The organism is Mesorhizobium sp. M7A.F.Ca.CA.001.04.2.1, assembly GCF_003998485.1.
In the GTDB taxonomy this organism is placed as follows: domain Bacteria; phylum Pseudomonadota; class Alphaproteobacteria; order Rhizobiales; family Rhizobiaceae; genus Mesorhizobium; species Mesorhizobium ciceri.
The window spans coordinates 34,852-50,389 of sequence record NZ_RZQT01000022.1 but is presented as its reverse complement, the minus strand read 5'-3'; the positions used below and the strand labels follow the sequence as shown (position 1 = coordinate 50,389).

At 63.3% G+C, this 15,538-nt stretch carries 15 protein-coding genes and 1 tRNA gene; 12 read left to right on the top strand and 4 right to left on the bottom strand.

The features are described from left to right. Window positions 1-42: 42 nt before the first annotated feature. Genes EN955_RS09755 through EN955_RS09735 form a run of 5 tightly spaced genes read left to right on the top strand, consistent with a single transcriptional unit; the run spans window position 43 to window position 4,666 of the window. Complete coding sequence (locus EN955_RS09755) at window positions 43-1,296, top strand: ABC transporter substrate-binding protein (protein WP_024504791.1); 1,254 nt, start codon at window positions 43-45, stop codon at window positions 1,294-1,296. Window positions 1,297-1,299: 3 nt separating this feature from the next. Further along, window positions 1,300-2,037 (top strand): ATP-binding cassette domain-containing protein, encoded by a 738-nt coding sequence (locus EN955_RS09750; RefSeq protein ID WP_024504790.1) that lies wholly within the window; start codon window positions 1,300-1,302, stop codon window positions 2,035-2,037. Continuing rightward, the gene (locus EN955_RS09745; RefSeq protein ID WP_024504789.1) at window positions 2,034-2,747 is read left to right on the top strand and encodes an ABC transporter ATP-binding protein; all 714 of its coding nucleotides are present in this window, start codon (window positions 2,034-2,036) and stop codon (window positions 2,745-2,747) included. Before EN955_RS09750 ends, EN955_RS09745 begins: the two co-directional genes overlap by 4 nt. Window positions 2,748-2,759: 12 nt before the next feature. After that, window positions 2,760-3,635, top strand: a complete 876-nt coding sequence (locus EN955_RS09740; protein WP_024504788.1) for a branched-chain amino acid ABC transporter permease — start codon at window positions 2,760-2,762, stop codon at window positions 3,633-3,635. Continuing rightward, a complete protein-coding gene (locus EN955_RS09735) occupies window positions 3,632-4,666 on the top strand; it encodes a branched-chain amino acid ABC transporter permease (RefSeq protein WP_127223413.1) in 1,035 nt (344 codons plus the stop codon). Before EN955_RS09740 ends, EN955_RS09735 begins: the two co-directional genes overlap by 4 nt. Window positions 4,667-4,690: 24 nt before the next feature. Here EN955_RS09735 and EN955_RS09730 read toward each other — a convergent pair whose 3' ends face one another. After that, complete coding sequence (locus EN955_RS09730) at window positions 4,691-6,007, bottom strand: ArgE/DapE family deacylase (RefSeq protein ID WP_024504786.1); 1,317 nt, start codon at window positions 6,005-6,007, stop codon at window positions 4,691-4,693. A 57-nt stretch (window positions 6,008-6,064) separates the two neighbouring features. Next, the gene (locus EN955_RS09725; protein WP_024504785.1) at window positions 6,065-6,970 is read right to left on the bottom strand and encodes a MurR/RpiR family transcriptional regulator; all 906 of its coding nucleotides are present in this window, start codon (window positions 6,968-6,970) and stop codon (window positions 6,065-6,067) included. A gap of 227 nt (window positions 6,971-7,197) precedes the next feature. Here EN955_RS09725 and EN955_RS09720 point away from each other — a divergent pair, with 227 nt between their 5' ends. From EN955_RS09720 to EN955_RS09710, 3 genes are all read left to right on the top strand, one after another. Next, entirely contained in the window at window positions 7,198-8,280 is a 1,083-nt protein-coding gene (locus tag EN955_RS09720) for a sigma-70 family RNA polymerase sigma factor (protein ID WP_164752857.1), read from the top strand. 87 nt (window positions 8,281-8,367) lie between these two features. After that, window positions 8,368-8,904, top strand: coding sequence for a carboxymuconolactone decarboxylase family protein (locus tag EN955_RS09715; RefSeq protein WP_024504783.1), 537 nt, complete (start codon window positions 8,368-8,370; stop codon window positions 8,902-8,904). A gap of 110 nt (window positions 8,905-9,014) precedes the next feature. Further along, window positions 9,015-9,539, top strand: coding sequence for an OsmC family protein (locus EN955_RS09710; protein WP_013530204.1), 525 nt, complete (start codon window positions 9,015-9,017; stop codon window positions 9,537-9,539). A 305-nt stretch (window positions 9,540-9,844) separates the two neighbouring features. Here the strand turns inward: EN955_RS09710 and EN955_RS09705 are convergent, their stop codons facing one another. Together EN955_RS09705 and EN955_RS09700 are read right to left on the bottom strand one after the other, a co-directional pair. Next, the gene (locus EN955_RS09705) at window positions 9,845-11,419 is read right to left on the bottom strand and encodes a DUF882 domain-containing protein (protein ID WP_024504782.1); all 1,575 of its coding nucleotides are present in this window, start codon (window positions 11,417-11,419) and stop codon (window positions 9,845-9,847) included. Between the two features lie 320 nt (window positions 11,420-11,739). Continuing rightward, a tRNA-Thr gene (locus EN955_RS09700) sits at window positions 11,740-11,814 on the bottom strand. A 160-nt stretch (window positions 11,815-11,974) separates the two neighbouring features. Between EN955_RS09700 and EN955_RS09695 the strand changes: the two genes are divergently transcribed. The 4 genes from EN955_RS09695 to hisD all read left to right on the top strand — a co-directional run bounded on the left by EN955_RS09695 (window position 11,975) and on the right by hisD (window position 15,532). Continuing rightward, window positions 11,975-12,169, top strand: coding sequence for a hypothetical protein (locus EN955_RS09695; protein WP_013530202.1), 195 nt, complete (start codon window positions 11,975-11,977; stop codon window positions 12,167-12,169). 130 nt (window positions 12,170-12,299) lie between these two features. After that, window positions 12,300-13,592 (top strand): UDP-N-acetylglucosamine 1-carboxyvinyltransferase, encoded by a 1,293-nt coding sequence (gene murA / locus EN955_RS09690; RefSeq protein ID WP_013530201.1) that lies wholly within the window; start codon window positions 12,300-12,302, stop codon window positions 13,590-13,592. Between the two features lie 205 nt (window positions 13,593-13,797). After that, window positions 13,798-14,232, top strand: a complete 435-nt coding sequence (locus EN955_RS09685) for a DUF2948 family protein (protein WP_013530200.1) — start codon at window positions 13,798-13,800, stop codon at window positions 14,230-14,232. 7 nt (window positions 14,233-14,239) lie between these two features. Next, on the top strand, window positions 14,240-15,532 hold the full coding sequence (hisD, locus tag EN955_RS09680) for a histidinol dehydrogenase (protein WP_024504780.1): 1,293 nt from the start codon (window positions 14,240-14,242) through the stop codon (window positions 15,530-15,532). Window positions 15,533-15,538 lie beyond the last annotated feature (6 nt).

The window sequence follows — 15,538 nt, the reverse complement described above, 5'->3', positions numbered from 1 at the left end:
ATCCAACTCCCGATGAACGGGAGGAAAACAGGGAACAGCACGATGAAGCCCAAATCCGCCGCAAGTCGAATCCGCCATATGCTGATGAGCACGACGTTGATCGGCATGTTTGCCGCATCAGCCGCCCCCGCCTTTGCCGACGTCGTCAAGATCGGCCTGCTTGCGCCGCTCACCGGCCCTGCCGCGGCGGACGGCCAGGAATTCCAGCGCGGCGTGCAGATGGCCATCGACGAAGCGAACGCAGCCGGCGGCGTTGCCGGAGATACGTTCGAACTGGTGGTCGGCGACGTCAAGGATCAGTCCGCCGGCAACGTCACCAGCGCCGTCGAACGCCTGCTTGGCGATCCGGGCGTGCACTTCATGCTGACCGGCTATGCCAGCTTGACCAATTTCGAGATCGACAACATGGCCGAGGCGGAAATGCCCTACATGCTGGCGGCCACCTCGCAGCAGACCAGGGACATCATCGCGCCGAGCCCCGACAAATACATGTGCTGCTGGTCACTGACGCCTTCCTTCGACGCCTACAACACCGACGTCACCCTGTTCGTCGAGAAGCTCGCGGCCGACGGCAAGATCACCCTGCCGACCAAGAAGGTCGCCATCATCTCGTCCGACAATGCCTATTCGAAGACCATCTCCGAAGGCATGAAGAAGACGTTCAAGGAGAAGGGCTGGACCATCACCGTCGACGAGATCGTACCCTTCGGCGAAGTGACCGACTGGCGTTCGATCCTCGCCAAGGTGCGCGAGAACGTTCCCGATGTCGTCATCAACACCGACTATCTGCCGGGCAATTCGGCGTCGTTCCTCAACCAGTTCCTCGAGCAGCCGACCAAGAGCCTCGTCTTCCTGCAATACGCGCCGAGCGTTCCGGAATTCGTCGAGCTGACCGGCAACAAATCGGATGGCGTCATCTACAACCTGCTCGGCGGCGCGCTGACGACGCCGAAGAACCCGCGCGCCGATGAGGTGGCAGCCAAGTTCAAGGCAAAATACGGCGTCGAGAGCGGCACCTACGGCGTCGGCCTCTACGAAATGACCAATGTCTATTTCGATGCGGTCAAGAAGGTCGGCGGCGCATCCGACCATGCGGCGATCATGAAGGCGCTGTCGGAGACCGACAAGCAGGTCGCGGAAGGGCGGCTGAAATTCGATCCCGCCACCCACCTTGCCACGCAGGGCGACGACTATATTCCGATCACCTTCTTCCAGATCTGGGATGGCCAGCGCACGCTGATCTCGCCTGAGAAATATGCCACCGGCGCCTTCAAGCTCCAGCCCTGGATGAAGTAGGGAATGGCCCTGCTTGAACTGGACGACGTGTCGAAGGCCTTCGGTTCGCTGAAGGCCGTCGATGGCGTGTCGTTCAAGGTCGAGGCCGGCGAGATCTTCGGTATCGCCGGCCCGAACGGCAGCGGCAAGAGCACGCTGTTCAACATCATCACCGGCATCCCGTTCGGGCCCGACCGGGGCAACATCCGCTTTGACGGCATTGCCATAAACGGCAAATCGGGACACGCCATCGCGCGCCTCGGCCTTGCCCGGACCTTTCAGCGGGAGACCAGCTTCGACGGGCTGACCGTATTCGAGAACGCGCTGATCGGCGCCAGCTACGGCAAGCAGGAAAAGACAGCGGCCACGGCCCGCAATGCCGCCGCCGAGGCGCTGGAGTTCGTCGGCCTGGGATCCCAGTCGTTCGGCCGGCTTGCCGGCGAATTGTCCGTGTTCGAGCGCAAATGCCTGATGCTTGCCACGGCGATCGCCATGCAGCCACGCATGCTCTTGCTCGACGAGCCGGCATCGAGCCTGACCAAACCCGAGATCGAGACGTCGATCGGCCTGATCCGCCGCACCGCCGAACGCGGCATCACCATCCTTCTGATCGAGCACGTGCTGACCTTCCTGATGAGCCTTTCGCAGCATCTGCTGGTGCTCAACAATGGCCGCGTCCTGGCCGCCGGCGATCCGGCAGGCGTGATCGCCGATCCGCACGTCATCGAGGCCTATCTCGGCACGAGGAGGTCGGCGGCGTGAATCCCATTCTCAGCGTCGAAGGCGTCACCGCCGGCTATGGCCGCGTCACCGTGCTGCACGATATCTCGCTGGAGGCCGGCCGTTTCGGCAATGTCGGCCTGTTCGGCCCCAACGGCCATGGCAAGACGACGCTGCTGCGTGCGATCTCCGGGCTTCTGCAGCCGAAGAGCGGCCGCATCCTGTTCGACGGGCAAGACATTGTCGGCCACAGCGCACGCGCCATCGTCGGCGCCGGCCTGATCCATGTGCCGCAAGGCAACCGGCTGTTTCCCGATCTCTCGATCGCCGACTGCATGGCGCTCGGCGCCTATTCGCCGCGGGCCCGGCCGCATGAGGCGGAAAACCGCGAAAAGGTGGTCAAGCTGTTCCCGAAACTGGCGGAACGCTGGCGCCAGCGCGTGCGCACGCTGTCGGGTGGCGAGCGCCAGATGGTGTCGATCGGCACGGCGCTGATGAGCCATCCGCGCCTGCTGATCCTCGACGAGCCGACGCTGGGGCTGGCGCCCAAGATCAAGGACGAGCTCTGCGCCTCCGTCATGGACATTTCGCACGGCGGCGTACCGCTCATCGTCGTCGAGCAGGACATCGAATTCCTGCTGGAACTGACGCAGCAACTCTACCTCGTCAACCATGGCGCCGTTGCGACCGAGATCAAGCCGGGCGAAAGCCTCGACCACGGCGAGATCATGTCGATGTATTTTGGCCATTAGGAAAATCCGAAGATGAGCGCATTGGCGGAAATCCTGTTCGGCGGCCTGTTCCAGGGCTCGCTCTACGCCATGATGGCGGTCGGGCTGGCTCTGGTCTGGACGACGATCGGCGTGTTCAATTTCAGTCATGGCGTGTTCATGATGCTGGGCGCCTACATCGCCTGGCAGCTGGTCGAACTCGGCCTGCCGGCGGCGGTCGCCTTTCCCATCGCCGTCGTCGTCATGGCCGGCGTCGGCTGGATCCTGCAGGCGAGTGTCGTGCGGCCGCTGATCGGCCGACCCAACATCGTGCTGGTCGTCGTCATCACCACGCTGGCAGCCGGGTCGCTGATCGAGAACGGCGCGCTGACCATCTGGGGACCGCGCTCGAAGCAGATCCCGGCGCTGATCACCGGCAACACCACCGTCGGCGGCGTCGGCGTCTCCCTGCACCAGATCGCCATCATCGTCATCACGCCGCTGATCCTGGCCGCACTTTGGATGTTCCTCAACCGCACGCGGCTCGGGCTGGCGCTGCGCGCCGTGGCGCAGAACGAAGATGCCAGCCATCTGGTCGGGCTGAACGTCACCGCGCTCTATGGGCTGGCCTTCGCCATTGCCGCGTCGCTTGCAGGCCTCGCCGGCATCTTCATGGGCGGCTATCGTTTCATGTCGCCGGTGATGGGCAGCGACCCGCTGCTCAAGGCGCTGATCGTCGTCGTCTTCGGCGGCATATCGAGCATCTCGGGACCGATCTTCGCCGCCTATCTGATCGGCTTCTTCGAGGCCGCCTGCAGCTATTATTTCGGCCTGTACTGGACGCCGGCGCTGCTGTTCGGCGTGCTGATCCTGACCCTGATGATGCGCCCCGAGGGCATCTTTGCCAGCCGCTCCCGAGGCCTAGCATGACCGACACGACATCGCCGATCACCCTTAGCCACACAGCGGCGGCAACCCCGATCGCTCCCGGCCGTACGCCGTGGAAGCGGGAGGCCATCGGCTTCGTGCTCGGCTTCGCGCTCCTGGCCCTGCTGCCGCTGATCTTCGGCGACCCCTATGCCCGCCACATCCTGATCATGGCCTTCATCTATGCGATCGTCGCCTCGAACTGGGACCTCAGCCTCGGCTATGGCGGCGTCTTCAATTTCGGCCATCTGGCGCTGTTCGGCATCGGCGTCTATGCCTACAGCCTGCTCACCAAGCTGGCCGAATTCGATCCGTGGATCGCGCTGTTTGCCAGCGGTGTCATCGCCACCCTGGCGGCGATCCTGGTGACCATCCCGATCCTGCGGCTGAAGGGCATCTACATCATCCTGGTCACTTTCGGCTTCGCGCAGCTGGTGATGCAGGTGATCATCAGCCAGTCCGCCATCACCGGCGGCACGCAAGGGTTGGTGCGCATTCCCGGGCTATACGTGTTCGACCACAACATGGTCCGTGACGGCAAATCAGCCTATTTCTACATCGCGTTGGCGCTGCTGGTGGCGAGCACCCTGTTCCTGCGCGTGTTCGTGCGCTCGCGCACCGGGGCCAGCATCGTCGCCTTGCGCGACAATGAGGAATACGCCATCAGCCGCGGCGTCTCGATCGTGCGCCAGCGCATGCTGACGCTTGCCGCGAGCGCCTTCTTCACCGGCATCGCCGGCGCCTTCTACGCCGCCTACCAGCGCAATGCCTCGATCGACGTCTTCGGCATGAGCCTTGCGACCATCATCCTGTCGATGGTGCTGCTTGGCGGCACCAGCACTATTTACGGCGCCATCATCGCCTCTTTCGTGCTGACGATCTTCGCCGAATGGATGGCCGATTTCGGCGCGTGGCGGCCGATGATCACGGCGGTGCTGATCATCGGCGTGATGCTGGCCTACCCGAGCGGCCTGGTCGGCATGATCAAGGCTTCATGGGGCGCCGTCGCCGGACGCCTGAAGCGCCCGGCCTGACCGTTTCGGACTGGCGGCTCCGCCTCAGCGGATGCCGCACCAGTCGATGACCGAAGCGGCGATCACCTTGGCGGTCTCGACCACCGATTCGACTTCGACATACTCGTCGGAACCGTGAAATCCGTCGCCTGACGGGCCGAAGACGACACCGTCGACGCCGGCGCCGGCATAGTGCGCGGCATCGCACACGGCGACGAAGCCCCGCGCCTGCGGCGCCTTGCCGACCATGGCCTTGCGCTTCATCAGCGATCTCACCAGCGGATGGTCGACCGGCGTGTTCATCGGCGGAAAATGCAGCCCGCCGAGCTCCCATTGGATCGCAGGCGGGTTGTCGCGCAGCCACGCATCGGTCTGCGCGAAATGGTGGACGAACGCCTCGAAATCGCGGCGGTAGTCGGCCGAATTCTCGTCGGGCAGGAATTTCATGTCGAGATCGAGCACCGCGACATCGGGAATGATGGCCGGGTTGGTCATCACGGTCGGCAGACCGTGCTCGCCAAGGCCGGTGCCGCCATGCATGACGCCGATGTTGATGGTGTTCATGCCGAGCGGCAGCAGCGGATGGGATTTTGCTCGCGTCCGGTCCAGCTCATACTGGCGCACGGCGGCAATGAAGCGGGCGGCGATCTCGATCGCATTGACGCCCGGCTCCAGCCGGTCCTTGTCGTGGCGCTGCGGATAGATCTCGTTGTAGCGCAGCGCCGAATGGGCGTTGCGGCCACGGATCGTCACCCGCGCCCATTCCAGCCCGCCTTCGACCGGCAGGACATCGCCCCAGGTCGGTTCGGCGACCAGCACCGCCTTGGCGAGCTTGCCCTTCTTCACCGCGTCCATGGCGCCGAAGCCGCCGGCTTCCTCATCGACGACCGAGTGGATGGCGAGCCGGCCCTGCAGCGTGATGCCCGCCTTGCGGATCGCGCGCGCGGCGGCGATGCAAGCGGCGACGCCGCCCTTCATGTCGACGGCACCGCGGCCATAGAGCCGGCCATTGGTGATTTCGCCGCCGAACGGATCGACCGACCAGTCCTTCATCGCGCCGACCGGCACGACGTCGATATGGCCGCACAGGATCAGGCTGCGGCTCTCGTCTCCCGCCCATTCGCCGACCAGATTGGGCCGCCCGGGCAAGGCATCCCATTGCTCTGTCCTGAACCCGTCCTGCTTGAGGATCGGTTCGAGCAGCGCCTGGACATCCGCCTCGCGGTTGATCGCCGGATTGGGCTCGAATTTGGGGTTGACCGAAGGGATGCGGACCATGTCGCGGGTCAGGCCGATCAACCAGTCGCGATCGGTCTCGATCTCAGCCTGCACGGCGTCGATGAAGGTCTGGTTGTCGGGCATTGTCGCTTCCTTTTCTGCGTCGCGGCGCTTTGCATCGCTGCACTGCGCGCAACGACACTACTTCCTTGTGGTTTTGGATTTGGCGGCGTCGTCGGCCGATGACGATAGGACGGTATCGAGCGTGACCGCATTGGCGCTGCGGATCTTCTCGATGTCCTCGATGCGCTTGCGCACCCCGGCGCCATGGCCCTCCAGCGCGTGGGCAAAGACGGTTTCCATCTGGGCAACGGCCGTCGCCAGCGTGTCGAACGGCGAGTTGGCGTCGATCGCCGCGACCATGGTCAGGTCCGCTATGTCAGATATCGGCGACAGCCAGACGTCGGTGAACAGCAGGATGGAGACGCCGCGCTCCTTGGCCTGCTGGGCAAGGCTCACCACGTCCGACTGGTAGCGCCGGTAATCGAACACGACGAGGAGGTCGCGCTTGCCAAGGTCGATCAACAGGTCGAAATCGGCGGGACTCAACGAACCGATGTCGCGCACGCCGGAGCGGAACTGCAGGAGATAGCCGGCCAGCATGGAGGCGATATGCCGGCTGAACCGGCCTCCCAGCAGCACGACCTGGCCCTTGCTCTCGAGCAGCATGTTGACGGCGCGCGTGTAGGCCTGCACCGGCACAGCCGTGCGCGTACGCTCCAGGCTGTCGGACACCGAATGGAAATAGGCAAGTGCGGTGCCTTCGCTGGAGCCGCCCGGACGCTTGGCCTCCATCATCAAAAGCGGCGAATGCAGCCTGGATTCGACTTCGGTGAGCAGGCGTGCCTGGAAATCGGCAAAGCCGACATAGCCAAGCTTGGTCATCAGCCGCGTCACGCTCGGGTCGCTGACGCCGGCGCGCCGTGCCAGCCGGGTTGCGGTGCCCAGCCCCGACATCGGGTAATCGGCGAGCAGGACCTGGACGATCTTCTCTTCCGCGGAGGTGAACGCCACGGTCGTGTTGGCCAGTTCTTCGCGGATCGACATGGTCATCGCCTATCGCTGACGGAAGATGATTATCTTACAATTTTGTGAAATAGTGTCAAATCTGGAAAAAGTTTTACAGGATTGAATCTAGCCGCGTAGATCGCCCGCATCCGCCAGAATCCAATCCTTGCTCACTGCCATATGCACTTTCGATCTCGCTTGAGTATCTTGGCGGCGAGCCTGGTTCTCACGGACCCCGTTTCGGGGCCGGTTGTTACGGACGTGAAGTGAGGGTCACAACCTCAATCCAAAACCCTATCAAAGCGTCATTGGTGAACTGGTGCCCGCCGAACACGGATCGCGACGAAGCTGAACTGGCATTCGAACTTTTTCGCCAGTTGATGCATCTTAAGCCCATGGGCTACGAAACTCATATCGTGCCGAGTGATGCCGAACTGGCCCTTGCCGCTCGGGGCGGCGATTGTGGTTGCCTCGGCCTGCTGCTGGAACGTCATCGCGCACGGCTCTATGCGATAGCGCTGAACATGCTCGGCTATGGGTCGGACGCCGAAGATGCTGTGCATGAGACTTTCCTGATCGCGCTGAGGCGCATCGGCGAACTCAAGGATCCGCAAGCCGTCGGTGGCTGGCTTCGCACTGTGTTGCACCGCTGTTGCCTGCAACAATTGCGTCGACGACGACGCGAGATCTTGACCGCCGACATTCCAGACCGCCCAGACGAACGCGCAAGCATTGAGGAGCGGCTGGAGAAAGTCGCGCTTCGCGAATGGGTTTGGGACGCCCTACGCAAGCTTCCCGAGCCGCTGCAGGCTACCGCCATGTTGCGCTATTTCGGAAGCTATCAGTCTTACGAGGAACTGGCCGCCATTCTGGGTGTCCCGATTGGGACGGTTCGCAGTCGTTTGTCGCAAGCCAAACGCAAGCTTGCCGAGATGCTGCTGGAAACGGCGGGCCTTGCCGACACAGAGGCTCGCTCGCAGTCTCGCGAGCGCCAGCGATTCTACTCCGAAATTTTCAATGGGCTCAACCAGCATGGCGAGCGTGACCGCTTCCTTGGGCACTTTGCAGAGGACCTGCATCTTGTCCGCGGGACGAGCAAACCAGTGCTGGGTCGCTCATTCCTTGCCTGGGAAGTCGACGCCGACACGGAAGCCGGCGTCCGCCTGGAACCGCAGCGCATTCTCAGCGCCAGCCAGGTCACCGTGATCGAGGGACTATTCGTCAATCCGCCGGAAGACCCTTTCCACTGCCCGCCGGGTGTCGTCCTGGTGATCTTTCAGCGAGACGGCAAGGCCCGACGCTTGCATCTTCATCTTTCGCCGCGTCCGCCTAGAATCGAGGACGACTGATCGAACTTTTTCTCCCGTCCGTGACTCCTTACAGCACGCGGGCATCATCTGGCCCGGACGCAAATGGTTCCAAAGAGGAGAGAGATCATGTTCGCCTTCGCAGTTTCCCATGTTGCTTCCATCGCACACCACGGCGAGCTCGGGCCCAGCCGCTCGCGCCGCCTCCTTCACACGGCGTTCGCATCGACTGTCGTCTGCGCCACATTGTTGTCATCAGGCTTAGGCTGGGCCGGTCAAGCTGAGGTCGACGCCACCTATAAGGACGTCGAGCGGACGCTCGGCTCGGTGCCGACCTTTCTCCATCAGGTTTCAAAAGCAGCGCTGCCGGGCGCCTGGGCAGAGGTGAAGGCTCTGCAGTTCTCCAGCGAAACCGCCCTGCCGCCGAAGGTCAAGGCTCTGATCTCGCTCGCCGTCTCCGCACAAATTCCCTGCCAGTATTGCATCTGGGAAGACACCGAGAGCGCAAAACAGGCGGGCGCAACGGAGGACGAGATCGAAGAGGCCGTCGCTATCGCCGCTCTGTCACGGCACTGGAGCACAATCTTCAACGGCATGCAGGTCGACTTTGAGACCTTCAAGAAGGATCTCGGCGGCGACGCTCAGGCTGCCGCGCCTGCCAAGTAGCGCGAGCCTTGTCGGCACATTGTCGGAATTGGGGCCAGGCCGCGGCAACCGTCGTCGGCATCCGCGGACCGGAATAGGGAGTGGAATTCTCATTTTATAGGGAGGTAAAGATGCCAGTAGTCTTCGGAGAAACCGTCAGCACAGTCAAAGATATCGTGTCCGTGCTAAAGAAACACGGTGACGCGGTGCGTGGCACCTATCGTGCCCGCTACCGCTTCGACCCGCAATCAGGCGATCCTTACACAACACCGCTACTGGAGCGACCGGCGAGCCTCAAGGACAATTCGCCGACCGCCGTCTTTCCCTGGGAGCAGATCTTTGCCGCGGCGGCTGTGTGCGCCGGCTCGGATTATCCGATGCTGGCAGCGCATGCGGGGGTCGATCTTCGTTCGGTCGATTTCATCGCGGAAGGCGTGTTCGACCCGCGTGGCGAGTTCGACGGACTTGATGGGCTCACGGCGCCCGTGGACGCCCGGCATTGCTACGTGTCCCTGCACCTCAGCGCAACCGTGTGTTCTTCGGCGCCCCGCGCCGATCTGGAGAAAATTCATGAACGCGCGATCTCGCACAACATGGTGCTTGGCGCCCTTAGAGGAATTCCCATGACCAGCGAATTGGTGATTCACCAGGCGTGATCCTTTTCGCAGAACTCGCCCGCTGGGCGGCCTGTGGCTTAGTCCCGCCGGTTGCGGCCGGCGGGGCCAAATATGCCTCGTGCACGTTTGCGCCGCCACCACGATCCTGGCAAGTTCGCGGGGCGATCTGCTCGAAAGGCAACGGATGGCGGCCGACAGCAACGAGCCGACTGCCCGCTGCAGTAGCGCGCTGCTCGCCAAGTGTTATAGCGCGGAAGGGTTCGGCATTGCGAATCCCGTGACCGCCCCGGCCATCGATATGGCGCAACACATTTCGACACTGGATCGAACGGTGCTTTCGCCCTCTATTTGAAACTGGCGATGGGCAGGAATTTCACCGCGGAGCCGGTGAAGCGGCGGTGATCGGACGTCCGTCCCCGCGGTTGGAATCCATCGAGATAGACATGCTCCGGCGCCGTGCGGATGAAATTGGCGGCAATCATGGGCGTCCCTGTTGATGCGGCCCCACCGGCAACAGCGCGATCTGCCTCGGAATCGGGGCGCCGCTGGACACGGTCGGCCTTGGGGTTCGTCCTGACGCGATCTTCTGGCTTTGACGCCGGCGCCGCGATCCGCTCGCCGGCCAGCCCGTCGTCGGGGTGATGCATGGCCAGCAAGACACCGATGGCATCGCCAGATTTGGCTGCTTCCAACTGGCGCGTCGGGCTTGACTGGCTTTCCGGCCGCCATGTCGGCAATGGGACGTTGAGCGCCATCATCTCCGGCGCGACGCTCGTGGCAGCGGCATCGGCATTCGCGGCGTCCGGCTTGGCAACGGCCAGCTCGGCCTGCGCCGTGGACGCGCCGGCGATTGCCAACGGTGCGGTTTCCGGGGTGGGAACGGGTGCCGTGAACTCGGCTCGCGGTGCGAAGGCCGGCAGCGGCACTGAGCCCGGTGCCATCGCCATGACGATCGCTTCAGGCGTCTTCCCCTTCTGCCCGGCAAGCGGTTCTTCGCCTGGATCGCTGGCAGCAATCTGGATGTCCGCCCGCTGGGCATCCTGCGGCGGCACGATAGCGATACCCTGTCCGGCCGGTCTGGGTTCGACGGACCTCGCCGGTTTGCGTGGCGCCGGCACCGCTTCGGCGACATCATCGGACTCGTCTGCGCCGCCCCCGCCCAAGAGCGTCGCCAGCAGGCCACGCGGCCTGCGTTGGCCGCCGTCGACGCTTGCCAGCTCGATGTCGGGCGTGCCGGCGCCCTTGCGCGATTTGTAGGCGGCAAACGCCTGCTCATAGCCGGGCAGCGGTTTGCCGTCGCTCGGCACATGCAGTGTGTTGCCGTTCGGAAATACCCTGGCGAGTTCCTGGCGGCTGATGCCCGGCCAATGCCGCACATTGCCGACATCCATGTGTATGAAAGGCGAACCGGAGGTGGGGTAATAACCCACGCCGCCGCCCTGCATTTTGAGGCCGATGTCGCGCAGCTTCTTCAGCGGCACATCCGGCAGGAAGAAATCCATCGCGCGGCCAACCATGTGTTGGCTCTCCCGGGCCACGCCCTTCGAGCGGCTGCGCAGCATTGCGTTCGTCGCCGGCGAACGATAGGCGCTGACCACATGGATATAGGCTGTCGAGCCGCTGGCGCGATAGGCCTGCCAGACAAGATCGAGCAGGCGCGGATCCATCTTCGTCGGTTCGTTGCGACGCCAGTCGCGCAGCATGAGATTGATCTTCTTCAATCCCGCCGGATCATAGCGCCCATTGCGCTTGAAGACGATTTCAGCCTTCTCGCCCGTATGGAGATGTTGAATCTTCAAAGCACGCGTCTCCGCGAACGCGCCGGTAGCGCACAGGCAAAGGAACGCTGCGATGATGGCAGGCAGGGTCCAAAGACGGGAAGCACCGGGGGCGTTTTGCACGTTTTCGCTCACGTTCATGCCTTGCACGTTCTTTTGTTTCGGGCGATTTAGATTTCCGCCCAGATCAGGAGCCTTTCGGCCCTCTTCCTGACAAGCATGGATCTGACCGGCGAAGACGGGCATCCATGCCACAATACGTCATGTCGATGAATAGCATCTTGGTTAATGAATCGTGTCTTGCCGGGATGCGCTTCGGCTGGATTTGCCTGTGGCAGCCATTTTCTGAAGCAATGAACCGCTGATCGGGTCTGCCGGCACGAGAGCCGCGCCATCCCATGTACCCGCCTCGCCCTCGCAAATGCAGAGGACGATCGTGCGGCAACAGGGATGTTGGAAACTGGTGCTGCGAGAGAGGATTGAACTCTCGACCTCTCCCTTACCAAGGGAGTGCTCTACCACTGAGCTACCGCAGCCGCTGATGGCGGGGCTTCTGCCATATCGAACCGGCAAGCGCAAGGCCAAGTGCAACGCTTCTGTGAAAGGCTTTGCCGGATGGCTTTTAATGACATGGCAGTGCCACAATGTTGGCTATCCCTGAACAGCAAGCTGGTGGGTCGCCGGCGGGATGGGGCGATGGACGACAAGACAATTCCAGTGAAAAAGGATGGTCCACCGAAAAGCAGCGCAACAATCCGCAAGGATCGGCTCGCCGAGCAATTGCGCGCCAATCTGCAGAAGCGCAAGGCGCAGTCGCGCTCGCGGCGGACCGGCGAGGCCGACCTGCGCCCGGACGGGCTCGCTGCATCGAAGAAAATACAAAAAGATTAACTCAAATAGGTCACTCTTGGCCTGGGGTGGGCGAAATCCTATTTCTTGAACCAGATTGGCCAATGGTCTAGACGGGCCGCTACTCAAACGATTGAACCGGCCCTTTTTTGGCCGAGAGGGACGTTCTTCCATGGATCGCATCAGAATTGTCGGGGGCAACAAGCTCTCCGGAAGCATTCCGATCTCGGGCGCGAAAAACGCGGCGCTGCCTTTGATGATCGCCTCGCTTTTGACCGATGACACGCTGACGCTGGAAAACGTGCCGCATCTGGCCGATGTTGAGCAGCTGATCCGCATCCTGGGCAATCACGGCGTCGATTATTCGGTCAATGGCCGCCGCGAGAAGCAGAATGAGGGCTATTCGCGCACCATCAACTTCTCCGCCCGCAACATCGTCGACACCACAGCGCCCTACGAGCTGGTGTCGAAGATGCGCGCCTCGTTCTGGGTGATCGGCCCGCTGCTGGCCCGCATGGGCGAAGCAAAAGTGTCGCTGCCGGGCGGTTGCGCCATCGGCACGCGGCCGGTCGATCTGTTCCTCGAGGGCCTCCAGGCGCTGGGCGCTGATATCGACGTCGACACCGGCTATGTCATCGCCAAGACCCGGAATGGCCGCCTTGTCGGCAACCGCTATATCTTCCCGAAGGTCTCGGTCGGCGCCACCCATGTGCTGATGATGGCCGCGGCACTCGCCAAGGGCGAGACGGTGCTGGAAAATGCCGCCTGCGAGCCCGAGATCGTCAATCTGGCCGAGTGCCTCAACGCCATGGGCGCGAAGATTTCCGGCGCCGGCACGCCAACCATTGCCATCGACGGCGTCGAATCGCTCTCCGGTGCGCGCGTGCGCGTCATTCCCGACCGCATCGAGACCGGCACCTATGCGATGGCCGTCGCCATGACCGGCGGCGACGTCGTGCTCGAAGGCGCGCGTGCGGACCTGCTGCAGACCGCACTGGACGTGATCGCCCAGACGGGTGCGGAGATCACGCCGACCAATTCCGGCATCCGGGTGAGGCGCAACGGCGCCGGCATTTCGCCGGTCGACGTGACGACAGCACCCTTCCCGGCCTTCCCGACCGATTTGCAGGCGCAGTTCATGGGCCTGATGACCATGGCCAAGGGTAAGTCGCGCATCACCGAGACGATCTTCGAGAACCGCTTCATGCATGTGCAGGAACTGGCGCGGCTCGGCGCTCACATCACGCTTTCGGGCCAGACGGCGATCGTCGACGGCGTGCCGAAACTGAAGGGCGCGCCGGTCATGGCGACCGATCTTCGCGCCTCTGTCTCGCTGGTCATCGCCGGCCTGGCGGCGGAAGGCGAGACCACGGTCAACCGCGTCTACCACCTCGATCGCGGCTTCGAGCGGCTGGAAGAAAAGCTGTCCAACTGCGGCGCGGTGATCGAACGGATTTCGGCGTAGCCCGCGACCTCGGCTCCTCTCTAGCAACGCAGGAGATTGGCGAAATCCTTCGCGGCAGCGTCCTTCTCCCCGTCACTATCCGGGGAGAAGTGCCCGGCAGGGCGATGAGGAGCAGCGCAGAGCTGCAACTGCTGGTGCGGTTGCACCGATCGCCAAGACCGCCTAACAGAAGGCTGAACAATCAACCTTCAGGTGCGAAATCCGTATGACCGCCCTTAAGCTTATCGCGCTCGACGACCAGGATCTGAGCATCGTTTCGGCTCATGTCCAGGATGCCGTGCTGAAAGTCAGCGACCTCGAATTCCTCCCTGCGGCCAAGCGTTTCCTGCTGACCATGAACCGTTTCGTCTGGGAGGCAAAATCCGGCCTGTTTCGCCAGCATAATGAGCGACGGCAGGCCGTGCTGCATTTCGACCGCGTGCTCGGCGCCAAGACCAGCGGTATTGACCGCGACAAGCCTGCCGAAGTCCTGTCGCTGCTGGCGATCAGCTTCATCGAGATCAGCAAGCCGGCCGGCATCGTCGAGCTGATCTTCTCGGGCGGCGGTGCGATCATGCTCGACGTCGAGTGCATCGAGGCCCGTCTTGCCGACATCGGCGGCGCGTGGGAAGCCACCTCGCGCCCCATCCACAAGGCCTGAGCGTCCGATGGCCATCACGCTTCGTCAGTCCGATGCCGATTTCGAGCAACGTTTCGCCGCCTTCCTCACGACCAAGCGGGAGGTCTCCGCCGATGTCGATGCCGCGGTGCGCGACATCATCGCGCGCGTGCGCGCCGAGGGCGACGCGGCACTGATCGACTATACGCGGAAATTCGATCGCGCCGATTTGACCGGCCTCGGCATTGCCGTGTCTAAGGAAGACATCGCAACCGCCTACGAAACGGCCGACCCAAAGACGATCGAGGCGCTGGAGTTCGCGCGCGACCGCATCCGCTCGCATCATGAACGGCAGCGGCCGAAGGACGATCGCTATACGGATGCCGCCGGCGTCGAGCTCGGCTGGCGTTGGACGGCGATCGAGGCCGTCGGGCTCTATGTGCCGGGCGGTACGGCGAGCTATCCGAGCTCGGTGCTGATGAACGCCGTGCCGGCCAGAGTGGCCGGCGTCGAGCGCATCGTCATGGTCGTGCCTGCGCCGGGCGGCATCATCAATCCGCTGGTGCTGGTGGCAGCGGACATATCAGGCGTTTCCGAAATCTACCGCGTCGGCGGGGCGCAGGCGATCGCCGCCCTCGCCTATGGCACCGAGACAATCCGGCCGGTCGCCAAGATCGTCGGCCCGGGCAATGCCTATGTCGCGGCAGCCAAGCGCCAGGTTTTCGGCACCGTCGGCATCGACATGATCGCCGGGCCGTCGGAAGTGCTTGTCGTGGCCGACGGCAGCAACGATCCGAACTGGATCGCTGCCGACCTGCTGGCCCAGGCCGAACACGACGCTTCGGCACAGTCGATCCTGGTCACCGACGATCCGGCTTTCGGCATCGCGGTCGAACAGGCGGTCGAGCGCCAGTTGCAGAGCCTGCCACGCGCTGAAACGGCAGCGGCGAGCTGGCGCGATTTTGGTGCCGTGATCCAGGTGTCGACCATCGACGCCGCGCTGCCGCTGGTCGATCGCATCGCCGCCGAACATGTCGAACTGGCCATCGACGACGCCGAGGGCTTCCTGTCGCGGATGCGCAATGCCGGTGCGGTCTTTCTCGGCCGCCACACGCCGGAAGCCATCGGCGACTATGTCGGCGGCTCCAACCATGTGCTGCCGACGGCGCGCTCGGCGCGTTTCTCGTCCGGCCTGTCCGTGCTCGATTTCGTCAAGCGCACGTCGATCCTCAAGCTTGGACCGGAGCAGTTGCGTATCTTGGCGCCGGCGGCGATTGCGCTGGCCAAGGCGGAGGGTCTTGACGCGCATGGACGCTCCGTCGCCATACGGTTGAACATGTAGGCGGCG